Here is a 23,112-nt window from a genome sequence, read left to right on the forward strand (position 1 = left end):
TTGCAAACGGTATAGCATTTATTTAACAGGTACCGTATACCTCGGTGGAGTCAGGTGCAGGCGCAAAAAATTGGATGAATCAATAAAGGGGGAAAAGAAAAATGGCAGGAGAAATCCAAACATTAGCCAAAGAAATACTAGCACAGCTTGGCGGAGCAGCAAACATCTCCAGTTATACACACTGTATGACGAGGCTGCGTGTTCAGCCGTCAGATGAAAGTCTTGTCAATAAAGAAGCACTGAAAAAAATTGACGGAGTATTAGGCCTTGTTGAAGAGGAAACACTGCAAATTATTTTAGGCCCGGGAAAAGTCAATCGTGTAACAGAAGAGTTTGGTAAATTACTAGAATCAGAAGGTGAACTTGATCTTAAAGATCGTGCTTCCAGCGTGAAATCTGAGATTAATAAAAAGAACGCAACACCATTCAAGCTTTTCTTAAGAAAAATTGCCAGCATTTTCATTCCACTTATTCCAGCGCTTGTGGCTTCGGGATTGATTACCGGGATTTCAAAAGCACTTATTCAGGCAGAGTGGCTGGCGGCAGATTCGCAGATTGCCATCATTTTAACCGTTATTGGCGGCGGACTATTTACGTATTTAGGTATTCTAGTAGGGATTAACGCGGCGAAGGAATTTGGCGGATCGCCGGCATTGGGCGGTTTGGCTGGGATTCTCATTATTAACCCGGCTGCAGCAACCATCACACTCTTTGGTGAAGAGCTTTTACCAGGCCGCGGCGGATTAATTGGAGTCCTTATGGCAGCCATTTTCATTGCGATTGTGGAAAAAAATGTCCGCAAATTCGTTCCTCAATCTGTTGATATTATTGTAACGCCAACTATTGCTTTATTGATTACTGGTATTGTAACTTATATTGTATTTATGCCAATTGGCGGATTTATTTCTGATAGCATTACAAACGGTCTTTTAGCTGTATTGGATATCGGCGGAGCTGTTGCTGGGTTCGTGCTTGGCGCAACCTTCCTTCCGCTCGTTGTAACAGGCTTGCACCAAGGTTTAACTCCAGTGCATCTGGAGCTAATTAACTCAATCGGCGACGATCCGCTGCTTCCGATCCTTGCGATGGGTGGAGCAGGTCAAGTTGGTGCTGCGTTCGCAATCTATTTCAAAACAAAGAAAAAGCGTTTAAAACGTGCGATTGGCGGGGCACTACCATCCGGAATGCTTGGAATCGGGGAGCCTCTCATTTTCGGGGTAACACTTCCTCTTGGCCGCCCATTCTTAACTGCATGTCTTGGTGCCGGTGTCGGCGGAGCCTTCCAGGCAATTTATGACGTAGCAACCGTTGCTGTGGGAGTATCAGGCTTGCCACTTGCGTTTATTGTAAATACGGGTGAAGTCCTATACTATCTAATCGGATTAGTCATCGCCTATGTAGCAGGCTTCATTTTCACTTATCTATTCGGCTTTAAAGATGAAATGGCTGGTGAATTTGATTGATCGGCATTTCCTTCTATTTGAACGATGGGAAGGCAGAGGAACGCATCATTGAAGCTGGAAAGCTCGGCGTCAGGAAGGCGTTTACCTCGCTTCACATCCCAGAAGAATCAGGAAACCTGGCAGATCGGGCAAAAAAGCTGCTGGAAACAGCCAAACAGGCTGGCATCGAGGTGTATGCGGATGTTTCCAAACATACACTGAAGCATTTGGGGATTTCGGATTTTAGTGATCTTAAAAAGCTGGGTGTAGCAGGATTACGGCTTGATGAATTTTTCGACACAGATTTTGTGCTCCGTCTTGCACAGGAATATAAGCTGGCACTCAATGCGAGCACAGTTAATGAAAGAGAACTAAGCGATCTCCTTGAAAGCGGACTAAAAGCAGAACAGCTCATCGCCTGGCATAACTTTTATCCGAAGAAAGAAACAGGCCTGGATGAGAATTTTTTCTTAAAGCAAAATCAGCTGTTTCAAGCTTATGGTATTAAAATCAGTGCCTTCATTCCAAGTATCGGGGAAAAACGCGGTCCACTTTTTGACGGCCTGCCAACACTGGAAAAGCATCGCGAAAGCAACAGCCTGGCAGCAGCACTGGAATTGAACGATCTGGGTGTTGATGATGTCTATATCGGTGACCCTGATATTGGCGAAGGCTTGCTTGAAAATCTGATTTCATTAGAAGTCGAAAACATAGTTCCGCTGCAAATGGAGGATTCGTCCTTCCCGGCAGGCGTTTATACACCTAGACCGGATTTTGCCCGTGACGTGCTTCGTCTCATGAACACTCGAACATCTGAGCCGATTGAGCCTGCTAACACAGTGGCACGCTATGCAGGCTCAATTACCGCTGATAATACCAGCTACGGACGCTATAACGGAGAAGTTTCAATTACGCTGCATGACCTTCCGGCGGATAACCGAATGAACGTCATTGGAAGAATCAGCGAAAAGGACTTAGATGTACTGAAAAGGATAAAACCGGAACATAAGATAAGATTGATTTGAAGCTGATAAATAAGTATGTAATACAACTATACAACCCGAGTGATTAGAACAGTTTATTTTTCTAATCATTCGGTTTTTTGTTGTACATAAATTTAAAAACATGAGTGAAATGAAGCGGATGCCCTCAACTCCTGTGGGCATAGAGGAAAGAATGAGACCCCGCAGGCACTTTGCTGCGTGAAGGCTCAGGTTTAGGATCCCACGAAAAAATATGGTCCTCAGCCCAGGTGGAACGGACTCGTTTTAACAGCATAACATTATTGACACTTCATATATGTCAAGCCTTAAATAGATTAAATGCAGGTGTATTTATAGTTAAAAAGTTCTATTAAAAAAGAAAATACAGGAAAATACCCAGCTGTTCATGTATAATAAAGGAAAATGAAAATGAATATCAGCTGGGAGGGATGGAAATGAAAGCATGCATCATAGACGATGAAATTTATGCCGTTAAGATGCTGGAAAAAATGCTGAAATCCTTAAAGGGTGTTGAAATTACGGACAGTTTTACCGACCCTTTTGCTGCATTGCCTAAACTGCGGATTCACCCGCCAGATGTTATATTTCTCGATATGGAACTAGGCGGAATGCATGGCCTTCAATTTGCTGAAATAGTGCTTGAAGAGCAATTGCCAATAGAAATTATCTTCGTTTCTGCACATCCCCATTATGCCCTGGATGCTTTTGAGGTAAGTGCAGCTGATTATTTATTAAAACCCGTTACAAAGATGAGACTTGAAAAAGCAATCGCGAAAGTAAGAGAGAAAATTCAATTTTACCAAGAGCTGAAGAAAGTTAAGCGGGATAAGCAAAACTTGCATATTTGCTCATTTGGATCGCTGCGGTTAGTAAGCCAAAATGGAAATGAAATGAAATGGCGGACCAAAAAAGTGAAGGAACTATTTGCTTATCTATGGGAACATAAGGGGAGTTCCGTTCATAAAGCTAAAATAATCGATGAATTTTGGCCGGATATCGATGCCGATAAAGCAATGACCTTGCTTCATACAACGGTTTATCAGCTTCGGAAAACACTAAAAGAAGCTGGACTGGAAAACCCTATTCTCTTAAAAAACGATACATATTCTTTGGTTGCTGATTTTCAAAGTGACAGGCAAGAGCTGCAGGAGCTGCTTGATCAACCTGAGCCTGCAGAAAAGAATATGATGAAGATTCTTAAACTCTATAAAGCGGATTATCTTGAAGAAGAAGCTTATTTTTGGGCCAGCCAAACAAGAGAGGACATAAAGCAAGCCGTACAAGAGTTCCTCGTGAACTATCTCCATAAGAACTGGGAAAAACCAACATGTGAAGACAGTGTTGAAAAGTGCCTGGAAAAACTGCAGCAGCTCGATCCATACAACGAACAATATCTAATCCTCAACATGAACTACTTCTCACAAACAAACCAGCTTTCGAAAATGCTACAGCTATACCAGCAGATTGAGAGAACTTACTGCTCTGAACTAGGTATAGACATACCATGCAAAATCGTTGATACATATAATAGCAGATTCCAGGCAGCAAAGGTTGCAGCGAGTGAAAGCTGATGGTCAGGAGGCTGGGACATAATTATTATTCAGCGTAGCCATATATCCGAATGATTAGAAAAAAAACTTCTAATCTTCGGTTTTTTTATTTGTTATTTTAAAAATTATACTTAAACATGAGTGAAATGGAGCGGAGGACACTCGATTCCTGTGGACAATAGAGAAAAGGTGAGACCCCGAAGGAGCCGCAGCGACGAGGAGCGAAAAATAAAGAAAAACAGAGTAATTTTAAGAAACTTGCCAATTTCATGAGGGAGGATCAGCTTTCTCCCTGCGAAAAGCGAGAGTCCGCAGCACAGATGGAACGGAATGGTTTAAATAACCCAACCAAAACAATGAATATTTGTGTTATAGACATAGTCTTTTAGTTTTATCCCAGCAGTCATGCAGTCGTTATTTATCTTATAAATGTTCAAAATTTGTTCAGAATGAAACGTTATGATATGGAAGGCATTCCTGTTAATGGAAATGTCTTTTTATTATGCAAAAGCGAGGAGGGATTCCTGGAGAAACAATGAGGAACGTAAGAAAGGTACGTTACATTGTCGGATTGGTGTTTCTTTTGGCCGGAGCGGTCCTTTTACTGCTGCCTCAATATGAGAAAATGGCGTTTCAAGCAAAGCAAGAAAAGTTAATTACAGCATTTGAGCAGCTGGGGGATTGGGAAACGGCCGTCTTAGCTGATGGCGAGCTGGAACAGGAAGAAGAGGGCGAGTATGTGATCGCCCAGGATGCAAAGGGTGTCTTATCTATCCCGGCGATTGAGCTTGAAATGCTGCTTTTCGACGGGGTAAATGTTGATGCGCTCAATAACGGTGCAGGCATCATTGAACCGGAAAAAAAGATGGGTGTTCAAAATGTAGCGATTGCCGGACATCGCGGAGCCACATATGGAAAACAATTTAATAGGTTAAATGAATTGAAGGTTCAAGATGAACTCCATGTGAAAATGGGTCAGGAAGACTACACATTTATTGTAGACGAAATATTCGTCGTTGACCAAAAGCAGGTGGATGTCCTTTCAGATAAAGAGAGCCCTTATCTTACCTTGGTTACATGTACACCAATCGGGGAGGAAAATCCAACTGACCGCTTAATCGTACAAGGAAAACTGGTAAATGGGGAGGAAATATGAAGAAGATTAGCTTAGTTTCAATTATGTTTATATTCATTTTGCAAAGCTTTTTAAGTCCAATTAGTGCATGGGCAAATGATCAGGCTGAAGGATTTGTACTGACAGATAGCCTTGTTGCAGAAGATACAGAAAGTGAAGGGGAATTCCTGGTAACAGCTGACTGGGCTTACACTGTTACAGGAAATGAGGAAGATCAAACATACCTGTTTCCTTTACCAGATGGAGTAGCTGTTGCTGAAGAGCAAACAGGTGAACTGAAGATTGATCAGCAGCCAATAGGAAATTATACGGTTAAAAGCGACGGTATTGAAGTTTTCATTTTTGCTGACACAGAGGTTAGTGGTTCCGGACAGTTTCAATACATTGGTGAGCAGGTCATAACAGATCCAGCCGATACACCGGGTGAACCGGCAAAAGAACCAGCAGAGGGAACTTCTGAAGGAACAACGGAAGAAAAAGCCGAAGAAGCTGAACAAGCCAAGAGTGAAGAGGCCAAGTCAGATGGTGTTTCCGAGGAATTAACAACGGTTGAGGACGAAGGAAGCCCTGCAGCAGACATCACGGCTGAAAGTGAAAGTGAACAGGCTGAAACGGAAAAAGGATCAGAAGACATTATCCAGCCATTCCAAGCCAACACTGATATTACAGAAAACATTTTAACAAGCGCAAAGCTCACCTTTCAAAATGAAGTGGGTGAATCTGTAGATAGAGTCACAACGAAGTCTGTTATTATTGCAGACTACGAATGGGCTCTTGAAAATGGTCACACATACACAGATGGAGCGACCTTTCATTTCCAGGTTCCATCTGAATTAAAAGTGTACTCAGAAGTGAAGGATGAGCCGCTTTGGTTTGGGGATCAATCGGTCGGAACATTTTCTGTTGCGCTGGATGGGAATGCCACTGTTGTATTCAATGATTTTATCGAAAGACACTCTAACATTAAAGGTACATTGCAGGTGTTAACCTCCATAAAGGGAACGAACGTTATAACGTCCGAGCGTATCGTAACGGTAACGCCGATACAAGGTGAGGCTAGCATTGATATTCCTGTTAAATTTGAACCGGCGGGCAGCACCATAGACAAAAGAGGTGTTCCAAACCGCACTTATAATACCGATCACATTGTATGGACGGTTGATCTCAATAAACATTTACAGAAAATTGATCATGCCGTTTTTAAGGACCCGATTCCGTCTGGGCAAGAGCTGGATAGAACGACTGTAGAAGTGTATAAACTGAAAACGAAGCTCGATGGCAGTGTTGAAGTGGATGGTAAAGTCGAAGGACTGACTGTTGGCAAAATAGACAATAAAGACTTCCAGATTGAGCTGGGGAATATAGATCAAGCCTATCGAATCGTCTTTACAACACTTGTTCAAGATCAAGAAAGCTCCGTGATCGAAAATAAAGCATATCTGTCGGGAACCGATTTACCAGATCAGACTGCCAGTGCCTCGGTTAGTGTCACAAGGGGAAAACCGCTTGAAAAGAGATCAATTGGATATGACCCTGTTACACAAACGATTACATGGGAGATTAAATTCAACTACAATGAAAAGCCCGTTTCTGCCAAGGACACACTTTTAGAAGACCGCTTCAATGACTCCCAGGTACTAACTGATTTTAATGAAAATCAGAAATTTTTAGTAGAAGAAGTGACCATTGATGAAAACGGAAAAGAAGCAAAGGTTGTAGAGGTCGACAGCAGTAAATATACTATAGCTGACCTTCCTGTGGAAAATGGAAAGAATGGTTTCAAGTTCCAATTTAAAGAAGGCATAGAAAAAGCATACAAAATTACGTATAAAACAAAGGCTGCCAGCCGGGTGTTTGATGATGTGGCAAAGATTAAAAATACAGTTACCTTTGGTGAAAAATCAGCAGCGGGCGAGCGAAATATTGGGCAGCAAATTCTTATAAAAGAAAACGAGGGTGTTAATTACAAAGAAAAAACAGCGTCTTGGAAAATTGTCTTTAATAAAGATAAGTATCCAATGGAAAATGTGTTTTTAACAGATACCTTCCCGAAAAAAGGGTTAATGCTGAAGGAAGGCACACTCGTCATTAAAGGAAGTAAACAATACGTAGAAGATGAAGATTATAAAGTATTAGAAGTGAATGAAGATGGATTTAAAATAGACTTTTTAAAGACGGTGATAGATGAAGAGATCACCATAACGTACCAAACTGATTTTAATTATGAAAATCTTGATAAAACAAATGATGAAGACCCTTCTAAAAAGGATAATAACCGATTTATCAACCATGCCCTTTTATCATGGAAGGCAGGAAATGAATCCTTCACAAAGGATGCAAAAGACCATTTTACTGCGGACACATATACTCAGAATAACGGCTTTAAAAATGGTTCTTACAATGCAACGACAAAAAAGATCACTTGGAATGTTGGATTAAACTATGACCTGAAGAAAATGGAATCAGCTCAGGTAGTCGATTTTATTAAAGGAGACCAGGATTTAGATAGAGATTCCTTAAAAGTGTATAAACTCTCTTTAACAGGTGCCGCTAACGGCACAACAAAGGGAGAATTATATACGGATTATGATGTGGTATGGGATCCAGAGGGCAAGCAAGGCTTTAAACTAACATTCAACGGTCCAATTGATTCAGGCTACCACATTACGTATGACACAAGCCTTGAAAATAAGTTGATTACGAACAAGTATGAAAACACTGCGATTGTCTCTGATGGAAGCAAAGATGTAAAAGAGCATAATGCAAGTGTATCTGTTTCGAATGGCGGAAAATACACGAATAAGGAAGGCAAGCAAAATGGCAAGATCATTGATTGGTCTATAGATATTAACTTTGGCCAATCGGCTGTAGCTGATGCGAAGGTGATTGATACGCCAAAAGATGATCACCAAAGATTTCTGAAAGATTCTTTTGTATTATATGAAACCAGCGTTGAAAAAAATGGTACGGTCGTAAAGGGAGATGAACTGGGCAAGGACAAATATGAACTGACCTTTCCAGTTTCAAAGGACGGAATTGAAACCTTTGAAGTTGTCTTTAAAGAGAAAATTGATAGACCGTATATTCTGGAATACAAATCTCTAATTTTAACTAAAGTTGGAGATACGATTTCAAATAGTGCTGTATTTTCCGGCAATGGAATAAGCGTGGATGAAACGATATCTAATTCTTTCATTCAGGTAGCACATTCAGCAGGAATGGGAACAGGAAGCGGTGAGGTAGGCAGTCTTACAGTGAAAAAAATAGATTCTGCCAATCGTGAAAAGCTCCTGCCTGGTGCTACGTTCACACTTAAAGATGCTGAAACAGGTACTGAAATTGAAACTTTAACCACGGGTGATAAAGGGGAAGTTACATTTAAGAATCTTCTTTTTGGAAGATATACACTGTTTGAATCAGAGGCGCCTTCAGGATATCTGGTGAAGGATATTGAAACAACAGTTCTATTGGAAGCATCTACACAAGTAATCGAAATTGAAAATAAGAAAATTATCCGTGATGTACAGCTGGTTAAAAGAGATCAAGAAACGAAAGAAGTGCTGAAAGGGGCAGAATTTGAGCTCCAGATTAAAGAAGGCGATCGTTTTGAAACGCTGACCACCTATACGACAGATGAAAATGGCCGTATTCTCGTAAAAGACTTAGAGGCAGGCGACTATCAATTTGTAGAAAAAACGGCACCAGAATTTTACCTGCTAGATTCTGACCCTATTACATTTAAAATTGAAGCTGACCAAACAGAGGTTTTAGAGGTCATTAAAGAAAATAAGCGCGGAAAAGGAAAGCTATCCATCCAGAAAGTGGATGCCGCTGATGGAAAACCGCTAGAAGGTGCCAAGTTCAACATCTACAATAGTGACGGCAAGCTAAGTGGATCAAAGCTAACCGGTGAAGACGGAGTAGCTGAGTTTACAGAACTGCCATACGACCACTATACGATTAAAGAAGCAGTAGCCCCAGAAGGCTATGTACTAGGTAAAATTGAAATAGACAATGTCACGGTGGATGCAAAAAACCCTTCTCCAGTCATGAAGGTAGAAAACAAGAAGATCATCCGTGATGTACAGCTGATTAAAAAAGATCAAGAGACCAAAGAAGTGCTAAAGGGAGCAGAATTTGAGCTCCAAAGAAAAAACGGCAATGACTTAGAAACGCTGGATACGTATACAACAGATGAAAATGGCAGCATTGTTATAAAAGATTTAGAGCCAGGCGACTATCAATTTGTTGAAGTAAAAGCGCCACAATTTTACTTGTTAAAAGCTGACCCTATTGCATTTAAAATTGAAGCTGATCAAACAGCACCAATAAAGCTAGAGCAGCAAAATGAACGAGGCAAAGGAAAGCTATCCATTCAGAAAGTAGATGCAGCAGATGGATCTCCGCTGAAAGGTGCAGAATTCCACATCTACAATAGTAATAACGAGCTAAGCGGAATTAAGCTAACGGATGAAAACGGAGTAGCAGAATTTGCAGACCTGCCATATGATCATTACACCATTAAAGAAGCAGTTGCACCGGAAGGCTATTTGATTAGCAAAATCGAAACAGACCGTGTTACGGTGGATGCAGAAACGCCTTCACCAGTTATTGAGGTCGAAAACAAGAAGATCATCCGGGATGTACAGCTGATTAAAAAAGATCAAGAGACAAAAGAAGTGCTGAAGGGAGCAGAATTCGAGCTCCAAAAGAAAGACGGCAATGACTTTAAAACGCTAGATACGTATACAACCGATGAAAATGGCAGCATCGTCGTAAAAGACCTTGAGCCAGGCGACTATCAATTTGTAGAAGTAAAGGCACCAGAATTCTATCTATTAAACTCTAATCCTATTTCATTTAAGATTGACGCAGACCAAACAGCGCCAATCGAGATTGAGCAGGAGAACGAGCGCGGAAAAGGAAAACTGATTCTTCACAAAGTGGACACTGAGACAGGTGCTTCTCTAGCGGGAGCAGAATTTGAGTTATTTAATAGTGAGAATATATCTGTTGGAAAGGCGACGACTGATCAAGACGGAAGAATAGTGCTATCACATCTTCTATATGGACACTATACGTTAAAAGAGATCAAAGCACCTGATGGCTATATCCTTGCAGCTGACACAAAGCTTGAGATCACAATCAATGAAATTGAAAATGAAATCGTGATTCAAAACGATAAAATTAAGCAGGCATTTAAGCTGAAAAAGGTATCTGCTGAAGACCCATCGACTGGTTTAAGTGATGCAATCTTCAAACTGATGTACAAAAAAGAGAAAACAGATGAGTATACAGAGGTTGAAGGGAAAACTGCAATGGTGACAGACCAAAACGGGGAAATTTATGCAGAAAACCTTGAAGCGGGCTTCTATCAGCTAATTGAGGTGAAAGCACCTAAAGGCTATCAGCTCGACAATACGCCAATTGAATTTACAATTGAAGAAAATCAGCTTGCTGTAAAAGAATTGGTGATGACAAATAAACCGATCCCAGTGAAGCCAGACCCTGTGAAACCGGAAGACCCAGCAAAGCCTAACAATCCAAACAGCACGGATGGAAAAGGCAAACCTGTGAAAAACCTTCCGCAAACAGGTGAAGCAAGCCAATCCATGTCTATTTACATGGGCGGCATACTGCTTATGCTGATTGGCGGAGCATTGCTCATGTTCAATCGCAGAACGGAAACAGATAAATAAGAGATTAAAAAAGGGTTTTTAACCCAACTATACGTCCGAATGATTAGAAAATAACACTCTAATCATTCGGTTTTTTATTGCTTCTAAATCAGCAAGCTATCTTTAAACGGGATTTAAAATAGTCTCTAAATACACAACCCCCATAAAGACTAGCCAGACAGCAATTGGAATGGCCAAACTCTTAATGGATTGTATGGGTTTATATTCCTTATTCCGCTTTTGAAGGATTCGATCGGTCATAAAAAAGATGATGGATGCCAGTAAACTATGGAATAGTAATATAAGCCCAAAGGCAATATGCAATACCGCAGAGAACATGATTTCAGACTTATCATGTTGAATTTTTGCTGCAATAAACTCGCTGATACTATCACTAATAAAAGAGGTTAGAACCCCATATAGTAAAATGACCGGAAAACTGTACATCAAAATAGCAGGCGTAACGAGTATGGCTTGTAACAAGTAGTCTGCCAATGAAGTGATTCGTTCGCCAGCTCCAGTTATTCCTGGTGAAACAAACGCTAATAAAATGGCAAAAACGGAGCCAGAAATCGAAGCGGAAATTATTTTTCTTGAAAGCATGATACTCACCTCCATAACTAATAGGGGCCAGGCCCCAAAACTATTGTATAAAAAAGGAAGCAGGCTGGCTAGAAGCTTTTATCATGGCCAGCCTGTTTGGTGTCCAAAGCAGATGCTTGCTAATTTAGAAAATCCCTAATTCCTCTTCTGCGCTCCATCTCTTGCGCAATTCCTTTTTAGCACCCGTACGCCATTGTTTAACTGCAGACACAGATACGCTTTCCTGATCTGCGATTTGTTGTACGGAAAGCCCTTGAATAAACGTATAGATTACCCATTTTCTCTGTTTAACGGTAAGGCATTCGCAATAAGGCAGTATGTTTAAAAGCTCAAGAGAATGCGGAATGGTGGAATCTTTAATAGACTCCATATATTCTGCATCTGGATACGTATGCTGCTGTTGTTTTTGAATCACCTTTTTTAGCTCCTGCAGAAATCTGCCCCTTATATAAGGGTAAGCATAACTAATAAACTTGCCTTTACTGCTGTCAAAATTTGACCAAGCTTCCCATAAGCTAATGAGCCCCAGCTGGTAGAACTCATCTCTGTCCTGATAGATGTTTAAGGTATTCATCAATTTATACAGCAGCGGTTCATATTGTTTTATTACCATTTCAAACGAATCCATTCTTTGTCCTTCTGGAAAGCGCGCCACCCATTGTATTCCCGGGTGCTTTTACCATAGAGGAACGAGCTGAAAGTTACGAATTGTTAAATTGAGTAAAATACTTTTAAAATCACTATTTTCCTTTGTTAATTGAAAAGTAAGAATACTGAAATGGATGATTTCATAAGGGGAATAGGGGATTTACGTGTTTGTTATCGTTGTACATATGAGGGAAGCCATTTTAAGAATGAAAGATTAGTAGATTGTACTTTTAGTGGAAGTTAGGCATATTTATTTAGCTGCTTATTTTGGCTGTTCTAATAGTTTGGAAAAACATGAAGAATAGGCAATTTAGTCATAAAAAAGGCTTGCTTGGAGTGTTGTATCCCCAAGCAAGCCTTTTTTAATTATTTTGCATTGATTCCGCATGAAAAGCGAAAATATAAACGGAGGAATTCCGCTTATTCTGGGAAATGACGTCATTTCCCGGAATATAAGGGGAGTTTTTCCGGTTATTTGTATAAAATCGTTAAATTTAGTTATATATTTAGCTATTAGTCGGAATATCTCCGCTTATTTTTGCCGTTTTAGCCCAATTATTCACATTAACCGGAATTTCTCCGCCTATTCCCCTAATAAACTATACCTTTTCCGGCTAATAGAGTTATCAACGCCGAAACAGTGAAGCACCTCTACCAAAAAAACTAAAATCAAATAAGTTTCCCGCTGCGATCAAACGTATAGTTTGTTCCACCTATGTTAATCGTTCCTGTTGCCATTTTTCCGCTGCCTGCTAGGTAGTACCAATCGCCCTTCGATTGAATCCATCCGGTCTGCATGCTGCCGGAAGAAGAGAGGAGATACCAATCGCCCTCCGATTGAATCCATCCGGTTTGCATACTGCCGGAAGAAGAAAGGAAATACCATTGTCCGCCGGATTGAATCCATCCGGTTTGCATACTGCCAGAAGAAGAAAGGAGATACCACTTACCGTCAGCTTGAATCCATCCGGTTTGCATACTGCCGGAAGAAGAAAGGAAATACCATTGTCCGCCGGATTGAATCCACCCGGTTTGCATGCTGCCAGAAGAAGAAAGGAAATACCACTTGCCGTCAGCTTGAATCCACCCAGTCTGCATACTGCCGGAAGGAGAAAGGAAATACCACTTGCCGCCGGATTGAATCCACCCGGTCTGCATGCTGCCGGAAGGAGAAAGGAAATACCACTGGCCATCAGTTTGAATCCAGCCTGTTTGCATGACGCCCTCGCCATTCATGAAATACCAGCTTTGCTGATTTTTTACCCAACCGGAAGCCCTGCTTCCATTTGGGTGTAAATAATACCAGGTGCTATTCGATAAGAGCCATCCGGTTTGCATTTTCCCGCTATGATCTAAGTAATAATACTCTCCGTTATCTTTTACCCAAGTATGCTGAAGCATGCCTTGTTCGCCAATATAGTAATAGCTGCCTTGATCATAAACCCAGCCATGTACTAACGATCCGGAATGATCCATGTAATACCATTTACCATTTTCCTGTAACCAGCCGGTCACCATGACACCTTGCGAATCAAAATAATGTAATTGACCGTCTATGTTTAACCATCCAACTGTCATTTCACCTGTTAGGGAATTTAAATAGTACCAGTTGTTAGTCAGCTGAAGCCAGCCTTTTTTTGCATTTCCTGAACTGTCTAAATAATACCAGTGATCGTTTTTAAAGACCCACCCTATTGAAGAGGGGGACTTAAACTCAATTTGCAGTTGCGTTTCTGATGAATGATTCCAAGCATCGTACGCGACAACAGAGTATTGATAGTTTTGATCAGCTATTAGGTTGGAAATCGTAATCGTTTCTTTTGTTTCACGTTCGTTTTCCCAATATTTAGGGTAGTGCGTATAAATCGCTTGGTCATCCTGGTACACAACATACCGGTCTACTAGGGTATCATCAATTGCTGGATCAAAGGTGAACGTCACACTCTCATCTGTAATCTGTAAATAATCGACCTTTGTATCAGGCGAAAAAGAAGGAGGAGAAGTGTCTTTTTCCGGGTCTTCTTCAAAAGGAATTGGAACGGTAAACTCATTCACCCATTCATCCTTATTAAAATCTCTTCCTTTAATCACTACTTGATCTTCGTAAACATTGACTAGTAAGCCTTGTGAACGAAAAGGGACTCCTCCAATTGGATAATAGGGTGATTGAATAGAACCTGTATTGACCATCGTGAAGCCATCTTGATAAACAGAACGAGGATGCTCAAGCAGGTAATGAGAGTGACCAGTAAATAAAATAACCTGAGGATGTTTTTGTAATATAGTAAGCAGTCGCTCGTCTTCGAAACCTGCTCCCCAATGTTCACTTCCATAAACAGTAAAATCAATGGGCTGATGCAAAAATAGAAAAATAGGCTTGTTAGGATCTGTCAGGGTATTTAATGTATCCTCAAGCCAGGTATATTGGGTATCTGAGATGACAACTCGATCGCCAAGGCCAGGGTTTGAAATCTGTGACTGTTCACTGCCGAGAACAATGAATGGATACCCTTTTATTTCTTTCATGTAATAAAGAGAGGGCATGCCTGTTTCCTGGATGAATCGATCTATGTACATTTCTTCAGTTGCGTCTGGAATGTTTGTGTATCGTGGTTCAAAAAATTCATGATTGCCCATAGCGATCACTTTCTCGGCCTGCGGATTGCTGAAGGAAGCCAGTAAATCTCTAAATTGTCCATATTGAGCCAGACTTCCCGTGTCAGTAAAATCCCCGACAATTGCCATGGCATCATAATTGGGAGCAAGCACAGAATAGTCCTGCAGGGCTTTCGTAAGCCGTGTAATGTCATTTGGCATCCCGATATGAGTATCACTAAGGATGGGGATTTGCAATAAAGGCTGTTCTTCGTTTGCGAAGGTTTGTTTCCCATATGAAATAAGCACTAGAAGCAATACAAAGCTGATTCCAATCCATCTAACAATTTTTTTCATTTTGTCCTTCCCCTCTTTTTCTTTATCTCTATAATTATTATAAAATAGGATTCCAAAAAGGAAAACAGTGGAAATTCCACTATATTCGTCTAGTATTGTAGAACTTTGTAACATTTCTGTAATATTAGTGTAATACAACTAATAAAAACTTGTAAATTAAATTACTGAAAATATATGCCATACTAGAAAAGTAATAGACTTCTTGAGAGATTATGGAGGAATATATACATATGAAAAAAGTCATAACGGCAACACTATTAAGCTGCTCGTTGTTATTTTCGATAAATGGTACTAAAAGTGAAGCATCTGCATCTTCATTATCAGTTGCTGATATTGCTTCTGATTATATTGGAACTCCATATGCATGGGGAGGAACGACTCCAAGCGGATTTGATTGTTCAGGATTTATTCGATATACATATGATAAAGTTGGAGTAACTTTACCAAGAACAGCACAAGAAATGTATAATCAAGGTGCTTCTGTTTCTAAAACGGATCTGCAGGAAGGAGACTTAGTTTTCTTTTCTACTTATAAAGCAGGTGCTTCTCATGTGGGAATCTATACTGGAGACAATAAGTTTGTTCACGCAAGCTCTAGCGGAGTAAGAGAGGACTCATTATCCAATACATATTGGAATAATACATATCTGGGTGCGAAAAAGGTTGTAGATAACAGTGTATCTGGGTGGAAAAAGCAAAATAGCATTTGGTCCTACTATAAATCTGGCAGTATGGTAAAAGGCTGGCTGCTCGATCAGATGAACTGGTATTACATGGATCAGAATGGGTCTATGAAAGTAGGATGGGTTAAAGACGGAGGAAAGTGGTACTACCTTGCTGGAAGCGGAATAATGAAAACAGGCTGGCTGAAAGACAGCGGGAAATGGTACTTCTTAAACCAGGCAGGAGATATGAAAACGGGCTGGGCACTAGTTAATAATGAATGGTATTATATGGAGAGCGGCGGATCGATGAGAACAGGCTGGCTCTTAAGCGGAGGTAAATGGTATTACCTTCAGCCAAGTGGTGCGATGGCTGTGAATACGACTGTCGGTGGCTATGTAATTGATGCAAATGGAGTATGGGTTCAATAGATTATTGGAAAAAGAGGACGCTGGATCGTTCTCTTTTTCTATTGCAAAATTTGTGAAATAGAAGCCAGATCACACAGCGGAATGAATGACTTCAGTAAGTGTAAAATAAGCAAGGAAACACTCTTTACCTGACTTTTTGCCGCAAGCATTGATTATTTAAACCAACCATAACAGCTTACGACCATTTTTCCTCATCATTTGTCCACTGGTTGTTTCTTAAATCAAAAGATCGATCATCATGAAAGGTGAAATAAGCTGGAAGATTAAATAAATCTCCATTCGCTTTTTTCCAGTTATCACTGAACCATTCTGCAATGATTCTTTGTTCTCCCGGTACTAACACATCTTCGTTATGCTCGTAAAATTGAAAGAACTCGTCTAACTGCTTGTCTGCTATTTGATAATACTGAATATCAGATAAGATTTCTTCACTTCCAGCAAAGGTGGAAGTGTCATTTCCATCATTGAAGACTTCATTTGCATCATTATCCATTGAAAATAAGGTGATTGATAATTCAAACCTAGTAGGCTCGATGAAGGCAGAAAAATCAACTAAATCAACCTCAGTTGAAAATGGTCGTGCCAGGATCTTTTTAAGACTTCCTGCTAATACATCCGATTGGCTCTCGAGATTAACCTTAATGGAATGAAGATAGTGATCGACTGAAAACATATTTGAAAAACCTCCACAAGATATATAAATTTGCTGTTTCACCTTTGGATCTTAGTAGAAAGATCAACTTGGCTCTGCAAATCTATAATTCCCTGTTACATCTCTATATCCCTCTTTTAATAGGTAAACCCTAGAGGTGGATTTTAATTTTTAGAGAGTATGCGGATTTTTTTCTGAACAAAGTTCTTCTTTTTAGGTGTTTCCCTATTTACGGCGTTTAAAACCCAGTTTATCTTATTTTTTAATGATCCTCTATTTACTGAGCGATTGTTGTTTTAATACATGTGATTGAAACGAAAAAGTGCGAGATTCCTGCGCGATGAGGAGACTCAGCACCCGCCAAGCCGGCTGAAGTTATACATAAATGTAAAAGCAACAAAGTTTGCGAAAACAGCCTTTTATACTATTTAATGAAAATACAAAAGTTGTCACAGTTTAAGAGGGAAGTATCAGCGGTTCTGCGGCTGAAGGGGAATGTGCTTGTATACTTGATGAAAATCTAAAATAAGGCAGAGTGAAAATGGACGAAAAAGAACGATTACTTGCAGAAAATAAAAAGGGAAAGCATGGATGCCTAATTTGGGCAGTTGTACTAATCATAAGTCCGGTTATGATTTTTGGTGGAATCTTTTATTATGATATGAATCTGAAAGAACGTTCATTAAAAGTCAGTACCTCTTCAAGTGGAAATCATACTATTGAAATTGTGGAAAAAGGTTCTGCGTTTTTCTTCGGTCCCTCCAAAGTAAGGATTAAGTTTAATAATGAAAAAATGGATAGAACGATCCATAATGATGGAGCAGCACTTACAACATCGAATGCTTTCATTTCTTGGGTTCATGAAAATCAAGCGGTCGTTACTTTGTTTGGAGACGAACAAGAGCCTGAACATATAGAAATCAATTTTTCCAAGAAGAAGGGTGAATTTGAAATAATAGATGATGGTCAGCCTGCTTTTAAGCCGATAACAGTCGAAATGAGTGAGTCGCCAAAAGGGGAGAACAAGATTGAAATTAGGGAGATGGTTGCACTTCCGGATGAGGGGCATGGCTTCCATTCCATTAGGGTCTATTACGGGGATGGAAATGAAGAAAGTGAATTAAAGAAGTATGAAGAATATGTCCCGGTTGAAAACCAAATAACCTATGTGGATGAATATAAAGTTACCTGGCTGAACGAAGAGCAAGCCTCAATCGACATCATGCTGAAAAACCAAGACTTTGAATTCTTTATCTATGATACGATTAGCGTGGACCTGAACCAGTAATGAGAGCACCCATACCACAACAAGTTCTAGATATAGAACAAACCTCGCGAATTGGCGAGGTTTGCTTCTTCTTTATAGTGAAAACATCCGTATGTCATCAAAATTCATAATTAACTCGCTCTAAAGGTGTAGAATTTTGATCAAAATAAATCATGCTAATCGTGTTAACCGTATCATTTTCATAGGTTACTAGAATTAAAATATCTAAATCATAGTTGACTAATCCTTCATGGCCAACGCTGATCATCGTATTAAGTTCTTTAAACACAGCACTGTTTTTACTTTGAACAGAAATGTGATATTCTATAGCATTGTGCTCTGGATCTTTGGAATATTTATGGCCTAGAATACTCTTAAGTGTATTCATACTTGTCACATCTTTTATTTTGTCCCAAGTTTGATCAACATAAGCATCAATCTCTTCGTTTCCTTTTTTAATCCATTTTCCGCTAACACTAAAGTAGTATATTTTATCTCCTGCAATTTGGCCGCCTGTAAACATAGAGCCAAGTGGTGCCCCACTTAGAATTTCATCTTCAGTCTTTAAAAAATACCAAGATCCATCTAGATATTTCCAGCCTTTATGCATATCACCGCTGTTGTTTAAATAATACCAATGACCATTATATGCCAACCAGCCTCTTTGCATTTCACCAGATGCATCTAAGTAATACCAATTATTTTGATCGTAAATCCAGCCGGTTCCCATCTTGCCGTTTTCATGAAGATAATACCAATTTCCCTCTACAAGTTTCCAGCCGGTAGCCATGTCTCCGTTTGGATTTAAGTAATACCAGTAACTATTTTCTTTTATCCAGCCTGTCTGCATGGCGCCATAAACATTTAAATAGTACCATTTGCCATTTACCTGCTTCCAGCCAGTAGCCATGTCACCGTCGGGATTTAGATAATACCACGTACCATTGTCTTTAACCCAGCCTGTTTGCATTTTGCCTAAAGTATTAAAATAATACCAATTATTATTGATTTTTTCCCAGCCTGTACTAGGATGTTCATCTGCTGTGTAATACCAATACCAAGAACCATTTTTCATTTCCCATTTCCCGGCTTCGTGCTGTTCTGCTTCTGCACTACTTGCATGAATGCCAGCTAATAAAATAAAAACAAATAAAAAGGATAAAGCCAGTAATACGGGTTTCGCCAACTTGTTCAACATAATCTCCTCATTTCTATTAAAATAATCTGTCATAATAGTTAGACGATTAGGAGATGGAAATGTTTCATAATTTTTACAAAAATATTTTATTTATATTACAAAATGTCTATTTCGCTCCCAACTAAAATAAACATATAGGTTAAGCAGTCAAAAATGATCTCGTTCCATTGCGCTGCGGACCTCGCTTTCTGTGGGGAGGAAGCGGGGTCTCAACCTTTCTTCTATGGCTCACAGGAGTCGAGTGCCTCCGCTCTTTTCTAGAATTTAAATAACAAATTAAAACCCGAATAATGAAGCAGATCATAATCTGTTCATTATTCGGGTTGATCGTAGATGGATACATGAGCAACTTTGGGAGAATAGCAAATTAGTTGCTCGTTTAGACAAAGGTATAAATGGAACTAAGCCAACTCTTTTTAGCTAATATCCGTATTTCCTATAGGCTCATTTTAGCGTTTCGATTAGGCAGGAAATTTACATATTCAGAGAAGATCCAGCCAGCACCGACGTTATACCAGCCGCCCTGATAATCGTACACCTTGTACTCACCGCCGGCTTCAATGCGCCCGATGATCGGTGTTGTGTACACAGGGCCCTCGCGGAGAATAGTGCCTTCTAGAACTTTTAATACACCCAAGTTTCCAACTTCAGGCTTTGCAGCGAGTCGTCCAGCTTCCAGTCCCATATCTTCAGCTCCCTTCACTGGCGCAGAAGCGCTTTGTTTCCTCGTTAAACCAAACGCACGTACCAGTCCATTGACATGTCCTCTGGCAACGGCATCTAAAAAAGTATTGTTTTTGAGCAGGTTCGCATCTGCTGCACGGTCAATAAATAGGTTTTCCGTTAGAATTGCCGGCATTGCTGATTCTCTCAGCATATGAAAATTGGCTGCTTTTGCACCACGGTCAACGACATTATAGGATCTGATTTCGCCCATGACACTGCGATGAATGGTAGATTGGATCATACCGGTAGAGCTGGATGCAGGCAGCGTATTGTACCGAAAATCTTCATAGCCTGTGCCGCCTCCAGCATTAATATGAACCGACAATAAAAAGTCGGCACCCCAAGCATTCGCCATGTCTGTACGCTGTTTGAGGGTTAAAAGCTGATCTCCCTCACGGCTTAATCGAACTTGAGTATTGTTGTATTGTAAAAGGAGGTCTCGGATTTTTTTTGAAATGGTAAGCGTGAGGTTTTTTTCTTGTAGCCCATTGCCGACGGCTCCTGGGTCTGTACCGCCATGTCCCGGATCAATAAAGAATTTTACCATGATAATCACCTCGTACTTTATTTATATGCAGCTTCATAAAAAGGGCTTGGATGGATAACTAAAAAAACGCCCATTTTTCATCTGAAAAATAAAGCGTTCTCCTTTAAAATGTAAAAAAGCGCAGAAGCTCATAAAAAATGAGCATTTCTGCGCTTTTGTCATGTTATCTTGTTGCTAATCAGTTTTCATAAACAGGTACATCATAATACAAAGTATATTCATCAATTAGATCATATAAGTTTTTAATGCTGCTGACTTGCTTGGCAGCCCAGCCTACATCGGTTGCATATTGATGTGATGCAGGAGAATCCGGATTCCAGCGCATTTTATACAAAGTATCTTGGCCGCGGCTAACATACTTGCTGCTGATGAATTCCGCTCCGCCGATGATCGCAGCTTCAGGGCTAAACCAGCCTTGCTTATAGGCATATTCTGCACCGCATGTGTCAGGACAGCGATCAAAAGCATTAATGCCATACATATTATAGACCACGCGAGGAGTTACCGCTTGTCCATCAACAGAAGAGACGGTAACGCCGCGAGCCAATGTTGAATTTCCGTGACCTGTTTCAAGCAATGCGTGTGAAATAAGATAGATCTCATTCACATTGTATTTTTGACTAGCTTGAATAAATGCTGCTCCTTGATTTGTCAGCGTTCCTTTGTTTGCCAGCACCTTGCTGTTTAACTCCGCAGCGCCAATTCCTGCACCTTTCGATAAAAGGAGGAATTGGAAATACTCTTTGCTGGAAGGATCGACATTTGCTGGATTCACGTAATAATGTACATCGTCTCTTTTGGCATTTCGCCAAGCAGAAAAGTTAATATCATACCAGCCTGAATGAGCCTGATTGATGTGAACCTGACTATTGTACTTCAGTGAGCCATAGATCCAGGAAGATGTATTCATCTGCTCACGCACATTTAAAGAGGTTGCATTTACTGTGCCTGAATTAGCTGTTTGCAGCGTCACATAGGTGCTGCTGACATATGCTTTTTCATTTCGATATTTATCTGTTTGCGGAGCTACATTCATCTGCTTATTGACCATTTCCTCTAAGGTAAGCCGATAGCTGGAATAAGTTATTTTAGGTCCATTGCTAAGTGCACCGCTTGGAAGGAAATAATAGGTAGTGCCATCAATAACCCATTCGCCAGTGACCATTTTGCCATCACTCTTAAGATAATAGGTTGCTCCATCGACAGTCAGCCATCCGGAATGACGATCTCCATAATAATTCAGATAATACCAATCGCCATTTTCATAATGCCAGCCTGTTAACATAAGGCCATTGTCATTCATGTAATACCATTTAGAATTTACAAGGATCCAGCCGGTTGCTAAAGTATCATCTGGGTTGATGTAGTACCATTGGTATCCATCTTTAATCCAGCCATATGTCTTTAACCCATTTTCATTAAAATAATAGGACTTTCCACCTTCTGAGTGCCAGCCGACATGAAGAGCTCCTTCTTCATTAAATAAGTAGTGGTCTGCTCCAATCTGAACCCATCCGGTTTGTTTGATCCCATATTGATTGAAATAATACTTTTTCCCATCAAGGGTGAGCCAGCCTGTGTGCATTACACCGTCAGCCTGCAGATAATAGATATTGCCATTGTCGTTAAGCCAGCCAGTTTGCATGACTCCATCTGCATTGAAATAATAGGACTTTCCATCAAGAGTCAGCCAGCCTTTTGTTGAATTTCCGTTAGCATCGTAGTAAAAGGTCTGTCCATTAATCGTTGCCCATCCTTGAACATTCTTTTCCATTATCCCTGAAGGAGCAAAATGATAAGCTTGTCCATCGATCACCATATCGCCAACTGCCATTGCGCCGCTGGATGTTAAATAATAGGTGTCGCTGTTTAAGGTGAGCCAGCCGGTGGCCATCTTTCCGCTTGGGAATAGATAGTACCATCTGCTATTATTCAGCAGCCATCCCTTAGCCATGGCACCTGATGGGTGGAGATAATAGTAAGTCCCTCGATCATTAAACCAGCCAGTTGCCATCGACCCTGATGGATGGAAGTAATACCAGGTTCCTCTTTCGTAAAGCCATCCAGTAGCCATGGCTCCCGATGGGTGGAAATAGTACCATGTGCCCCGATCGAGAAGCCAGCCGGTATCCATCGCTCCTGATGGATGGAAATAATACCAGGTGCTGTTAACCTTGAGCCACCCAGTAGCCATTTTCCCTGATGGGTGGAAATAATACCAAGTCCCTCTATCCAGCAGCCATCCTGTTTTCATGGTGCCTGAAGCGTCCATGTAGTACCATGTGCCCCGATCAAGCAGCCACCCCGTTTTATAAGATCCATTGGCTTGTGTGTAATACCAGTTGTTTCCCTTTACGGTCCAGCCTTGTGCTGCGGCGTAGGCTGGTGCAGAAACAGTCAGTAGCAGGGTAAGAGCGATCATTACAATGACTTGTTTCTTCAAAATGCCAGAAGCCTCCTTCAATTATATGATTCTTAAAAGCTATTACTATTATCGGGTGCAATTAAGACTATTTTAGTATTTTTTACTCTATTAAGATGAATTTGGTTCTTTAGTACCACTAATCATCTGGTATGATCTACCGATATATGGAGTATGAACGCACAGGGTGCCAT

General features: G+C 40.5%; 14 protein-coding genes. 7 read left to right on the forward strand and 7 right to left on the reverse strand.

Features of this window, described 5'->3' with window-relative positions; genetic code table 11:
* Positions 1-101: 101 nt before the first annotated feature.
* The 5 genes from B7E07_RS02325 (at position 102) to B7E07_RS02345 (ending at position 10,830) form a co-directional block, all read left to right on the forward strand.
* On the forward strand, positions 102-1,463 hold the full coding sequence (locus B7E07_RS02325) for a PTS transporter subunit EIIC (protein ID WP_080843877.1): 1,362 nt from the start codon (positions 102-104) through the stop codon (positions 1,461-1,463).
* A complete protein-coding gene (locus B7E07_RS02330; RefSeq protein WP_080843878.1) occupies positions 1,460-2,467 on the forward strand; it encodes a MupG family TIM beta-alpha barrel fold protein in 1,008 nt (335 codons plus the stop codon). Before B7E07_RS02325 ends, B7E07_RS02330 begins: the two co-directional genes overlap by 4 nt.
* 413 nt (positions 2,468-2,880) lie before the next feature.
* Positions 2,881-4,017, forward strand: coding sequence for a response regulator (locus B7E07_RS02335; protein ID WP_176215092.1), 1,137 nt, complete (start codon positions 2,881-2,883; stop codon positions 4,015-4,017).
* Positions 4,018-4,498: 481 nt separating this feature from the next.
* Positions 4,499-5,152 carry a class D sortase gene (locus tag B7E07_RS02340; RefSeq protein ID WP_257391377.1) on the forward strand — a complete coding sequence of 218 codons (654 nt, stop codon included), beginning with the start codon at positions 4,499-4,501 and terminating at the stop codon, positions 5,150-5,152.
* Complete coding sequence (locus B7E07_RS02345) at positions 5,149-10,830, forward strand: SpaA isopeptide-forming pilin-related protein (RefSeq protein WP_080843880.1); 5,682 nt, start codon at positions 5,149-5,151, stop codon at positions 10,828-10,830. The genes B7E07_RS02340 and B7E07_RS02345 overlap by 4 nt, the downstream gene beginning before the upstream one ends.
* A 102-nt stretch (positions 10,831-10,932) precedes the next feature.
* Here B7E07_RS02345 and B7E07_RS02350 read toward each other — a convergent pair whose 3' ends face one another.
* The 3 genes from B7E07_RS02350 to B7E07_RS02360 form a co-directional block, all read right to left on the reverse strand.
* Positions 10,933-11,412: a hypothetical protein gene (locus tag B7E07_RS02350; protein ID WP_257391378.1), complete on the reverse strand. Its 480-nt coding sequence runs from the start codon at positions 11,410-11,412 to the stop codon at positions 10,933-10,935.
* A gap of 124 nt (positions 11,413-11,536) precedes the next feature.
* Positions 11,537-12,040 carry a sigma-70 family RNA polymerase sigma factor gene (locus B7E07_RS02355; protein WP_080843882.1) on the reverse strand — a complete coding sequence of 168 codons (504 nt, stop codon included), beginning with the start codon at positions 12,038-12,040 and terminating at the stop codon, positions 11,537-11,539.
* Between the two features lie 689 nt (positions 12,041-12,729).
* On the reverse strand, positions 12,730-15,012 hold the full coding sequence (locus B7E07_RS02360; protein ID WP_176215093.1) for a metallophosphoesterase: 2,283 nt from the start codon (positions 15,010-15,012) through the stop codon (positions 12,730-12,732).
* Between the two features lie 230 nt (positions 15,013-15,242).
* On the opposite strand from B7E07_RS02360, the gene B7E07_RS24890 reads away from it, so the two are divergent.
* On the forward strand, positions 15,243-16,106 hold the full coding sequence (locus tag B7E07_RS24890) for an NlpC/P60 family protein (protein ID WP_080843884.1): 864 nt from the start codon (positions 15,243-15,245) through the stop codon (positions 16,104-16,106).
* A 175-nt stretch (positions 16,107-16,281) separates the two neighbouring features.
* Here B7E07_RS24890 and B7E07_RS24325 read toward each other — a convergent pair whose 3' ends face one another.
* On the reverse strand, positions 16,282-16,779 hold the full coding sequence (locus B7E07_RS24325) for a hypothetical protein (RefSeq protein ID WP_257391379.1): 498 nt from the start codon (positions 16,777-16,779) through the stop codon (positions 16,282-16,284).
* A gap of 520 nt (positions 16,780-17,299) precedes the next feature.
* On the opposite strand from B7E07_RS24325, the gene B7E07_RS02375 reads away from it, so the two are divergent.
* Positions 17,300-18,046, forward strand: coding sequence for a hypothetical protein (locus B7E07_RS02375; RefSeq protein WP_080843885.1), 747 nt, complete (start codon positions 17,300-17,302; stop codon positions 18,044-18,046).
* 97 nt (positions 18,047-18,143) lie between these two features.
* Here the strand turns inward: B7E07_RS02375 and B7E07_RS02380 are convergent, their stop codons facing one another.
* The 3 genes from B7E07_RS02380 to B7E07_RS02390 form a co-directional block, all read right to left on the reverse strand.
* On the reverse strand, positions 18,144-19,223 hold the full coding sequence (locus B7E07_RS02380) for an N-acetylmuramoyl-L-alanine amidase family protein (protein ID WP_176215094.1): 1,080 nt from the start codon (positions 19,221-19,223) through the stop codon (positions 18,144-18,146).
* A gap of 436 nt (positions 19,224-19,659) precedes the next feature.
* The gene (locus tag B7E07_RS02385; RefSeq protein WP_080843887.1) at positions 19,660-20,496 is read right to left on the reverse strand and encodes an N-acetylmuramoyl-L-alanine amidase; all 837 of its coding nucleotides are present in this window, start codon (positions 20,494-20,496) and stop codon (positions 19,660-19,662) included.
* A gap of 178 nt (positions 20,497-20,674) precedes the next feature.
* The gene (locus B7E07_RS02390) at positions 20,675-22,939 is read right to left on the reverse strand and encodes a glucosaminidase domain-containing protein (RefSeq protein WP_080843888.1); all 2,265 of its coding nucleotides are present in this window, start codon (positions 22,937-22,939) and stop codon (positions 20,675-20,677) included.
* Between the last annotated feature and the right edge of the window lie 173 nt (positions 22,940-23,112).

It is taken from the genome of Cytobacillus gottheilii, assembly GCF_900166665.1.
GTDB classification, from domain to species: Bacteria; Bacillota; Bacilli; order Bacillales; family Cytobacillaceae; genus Cytobacillus; species Cytobacillus gottheilii_A.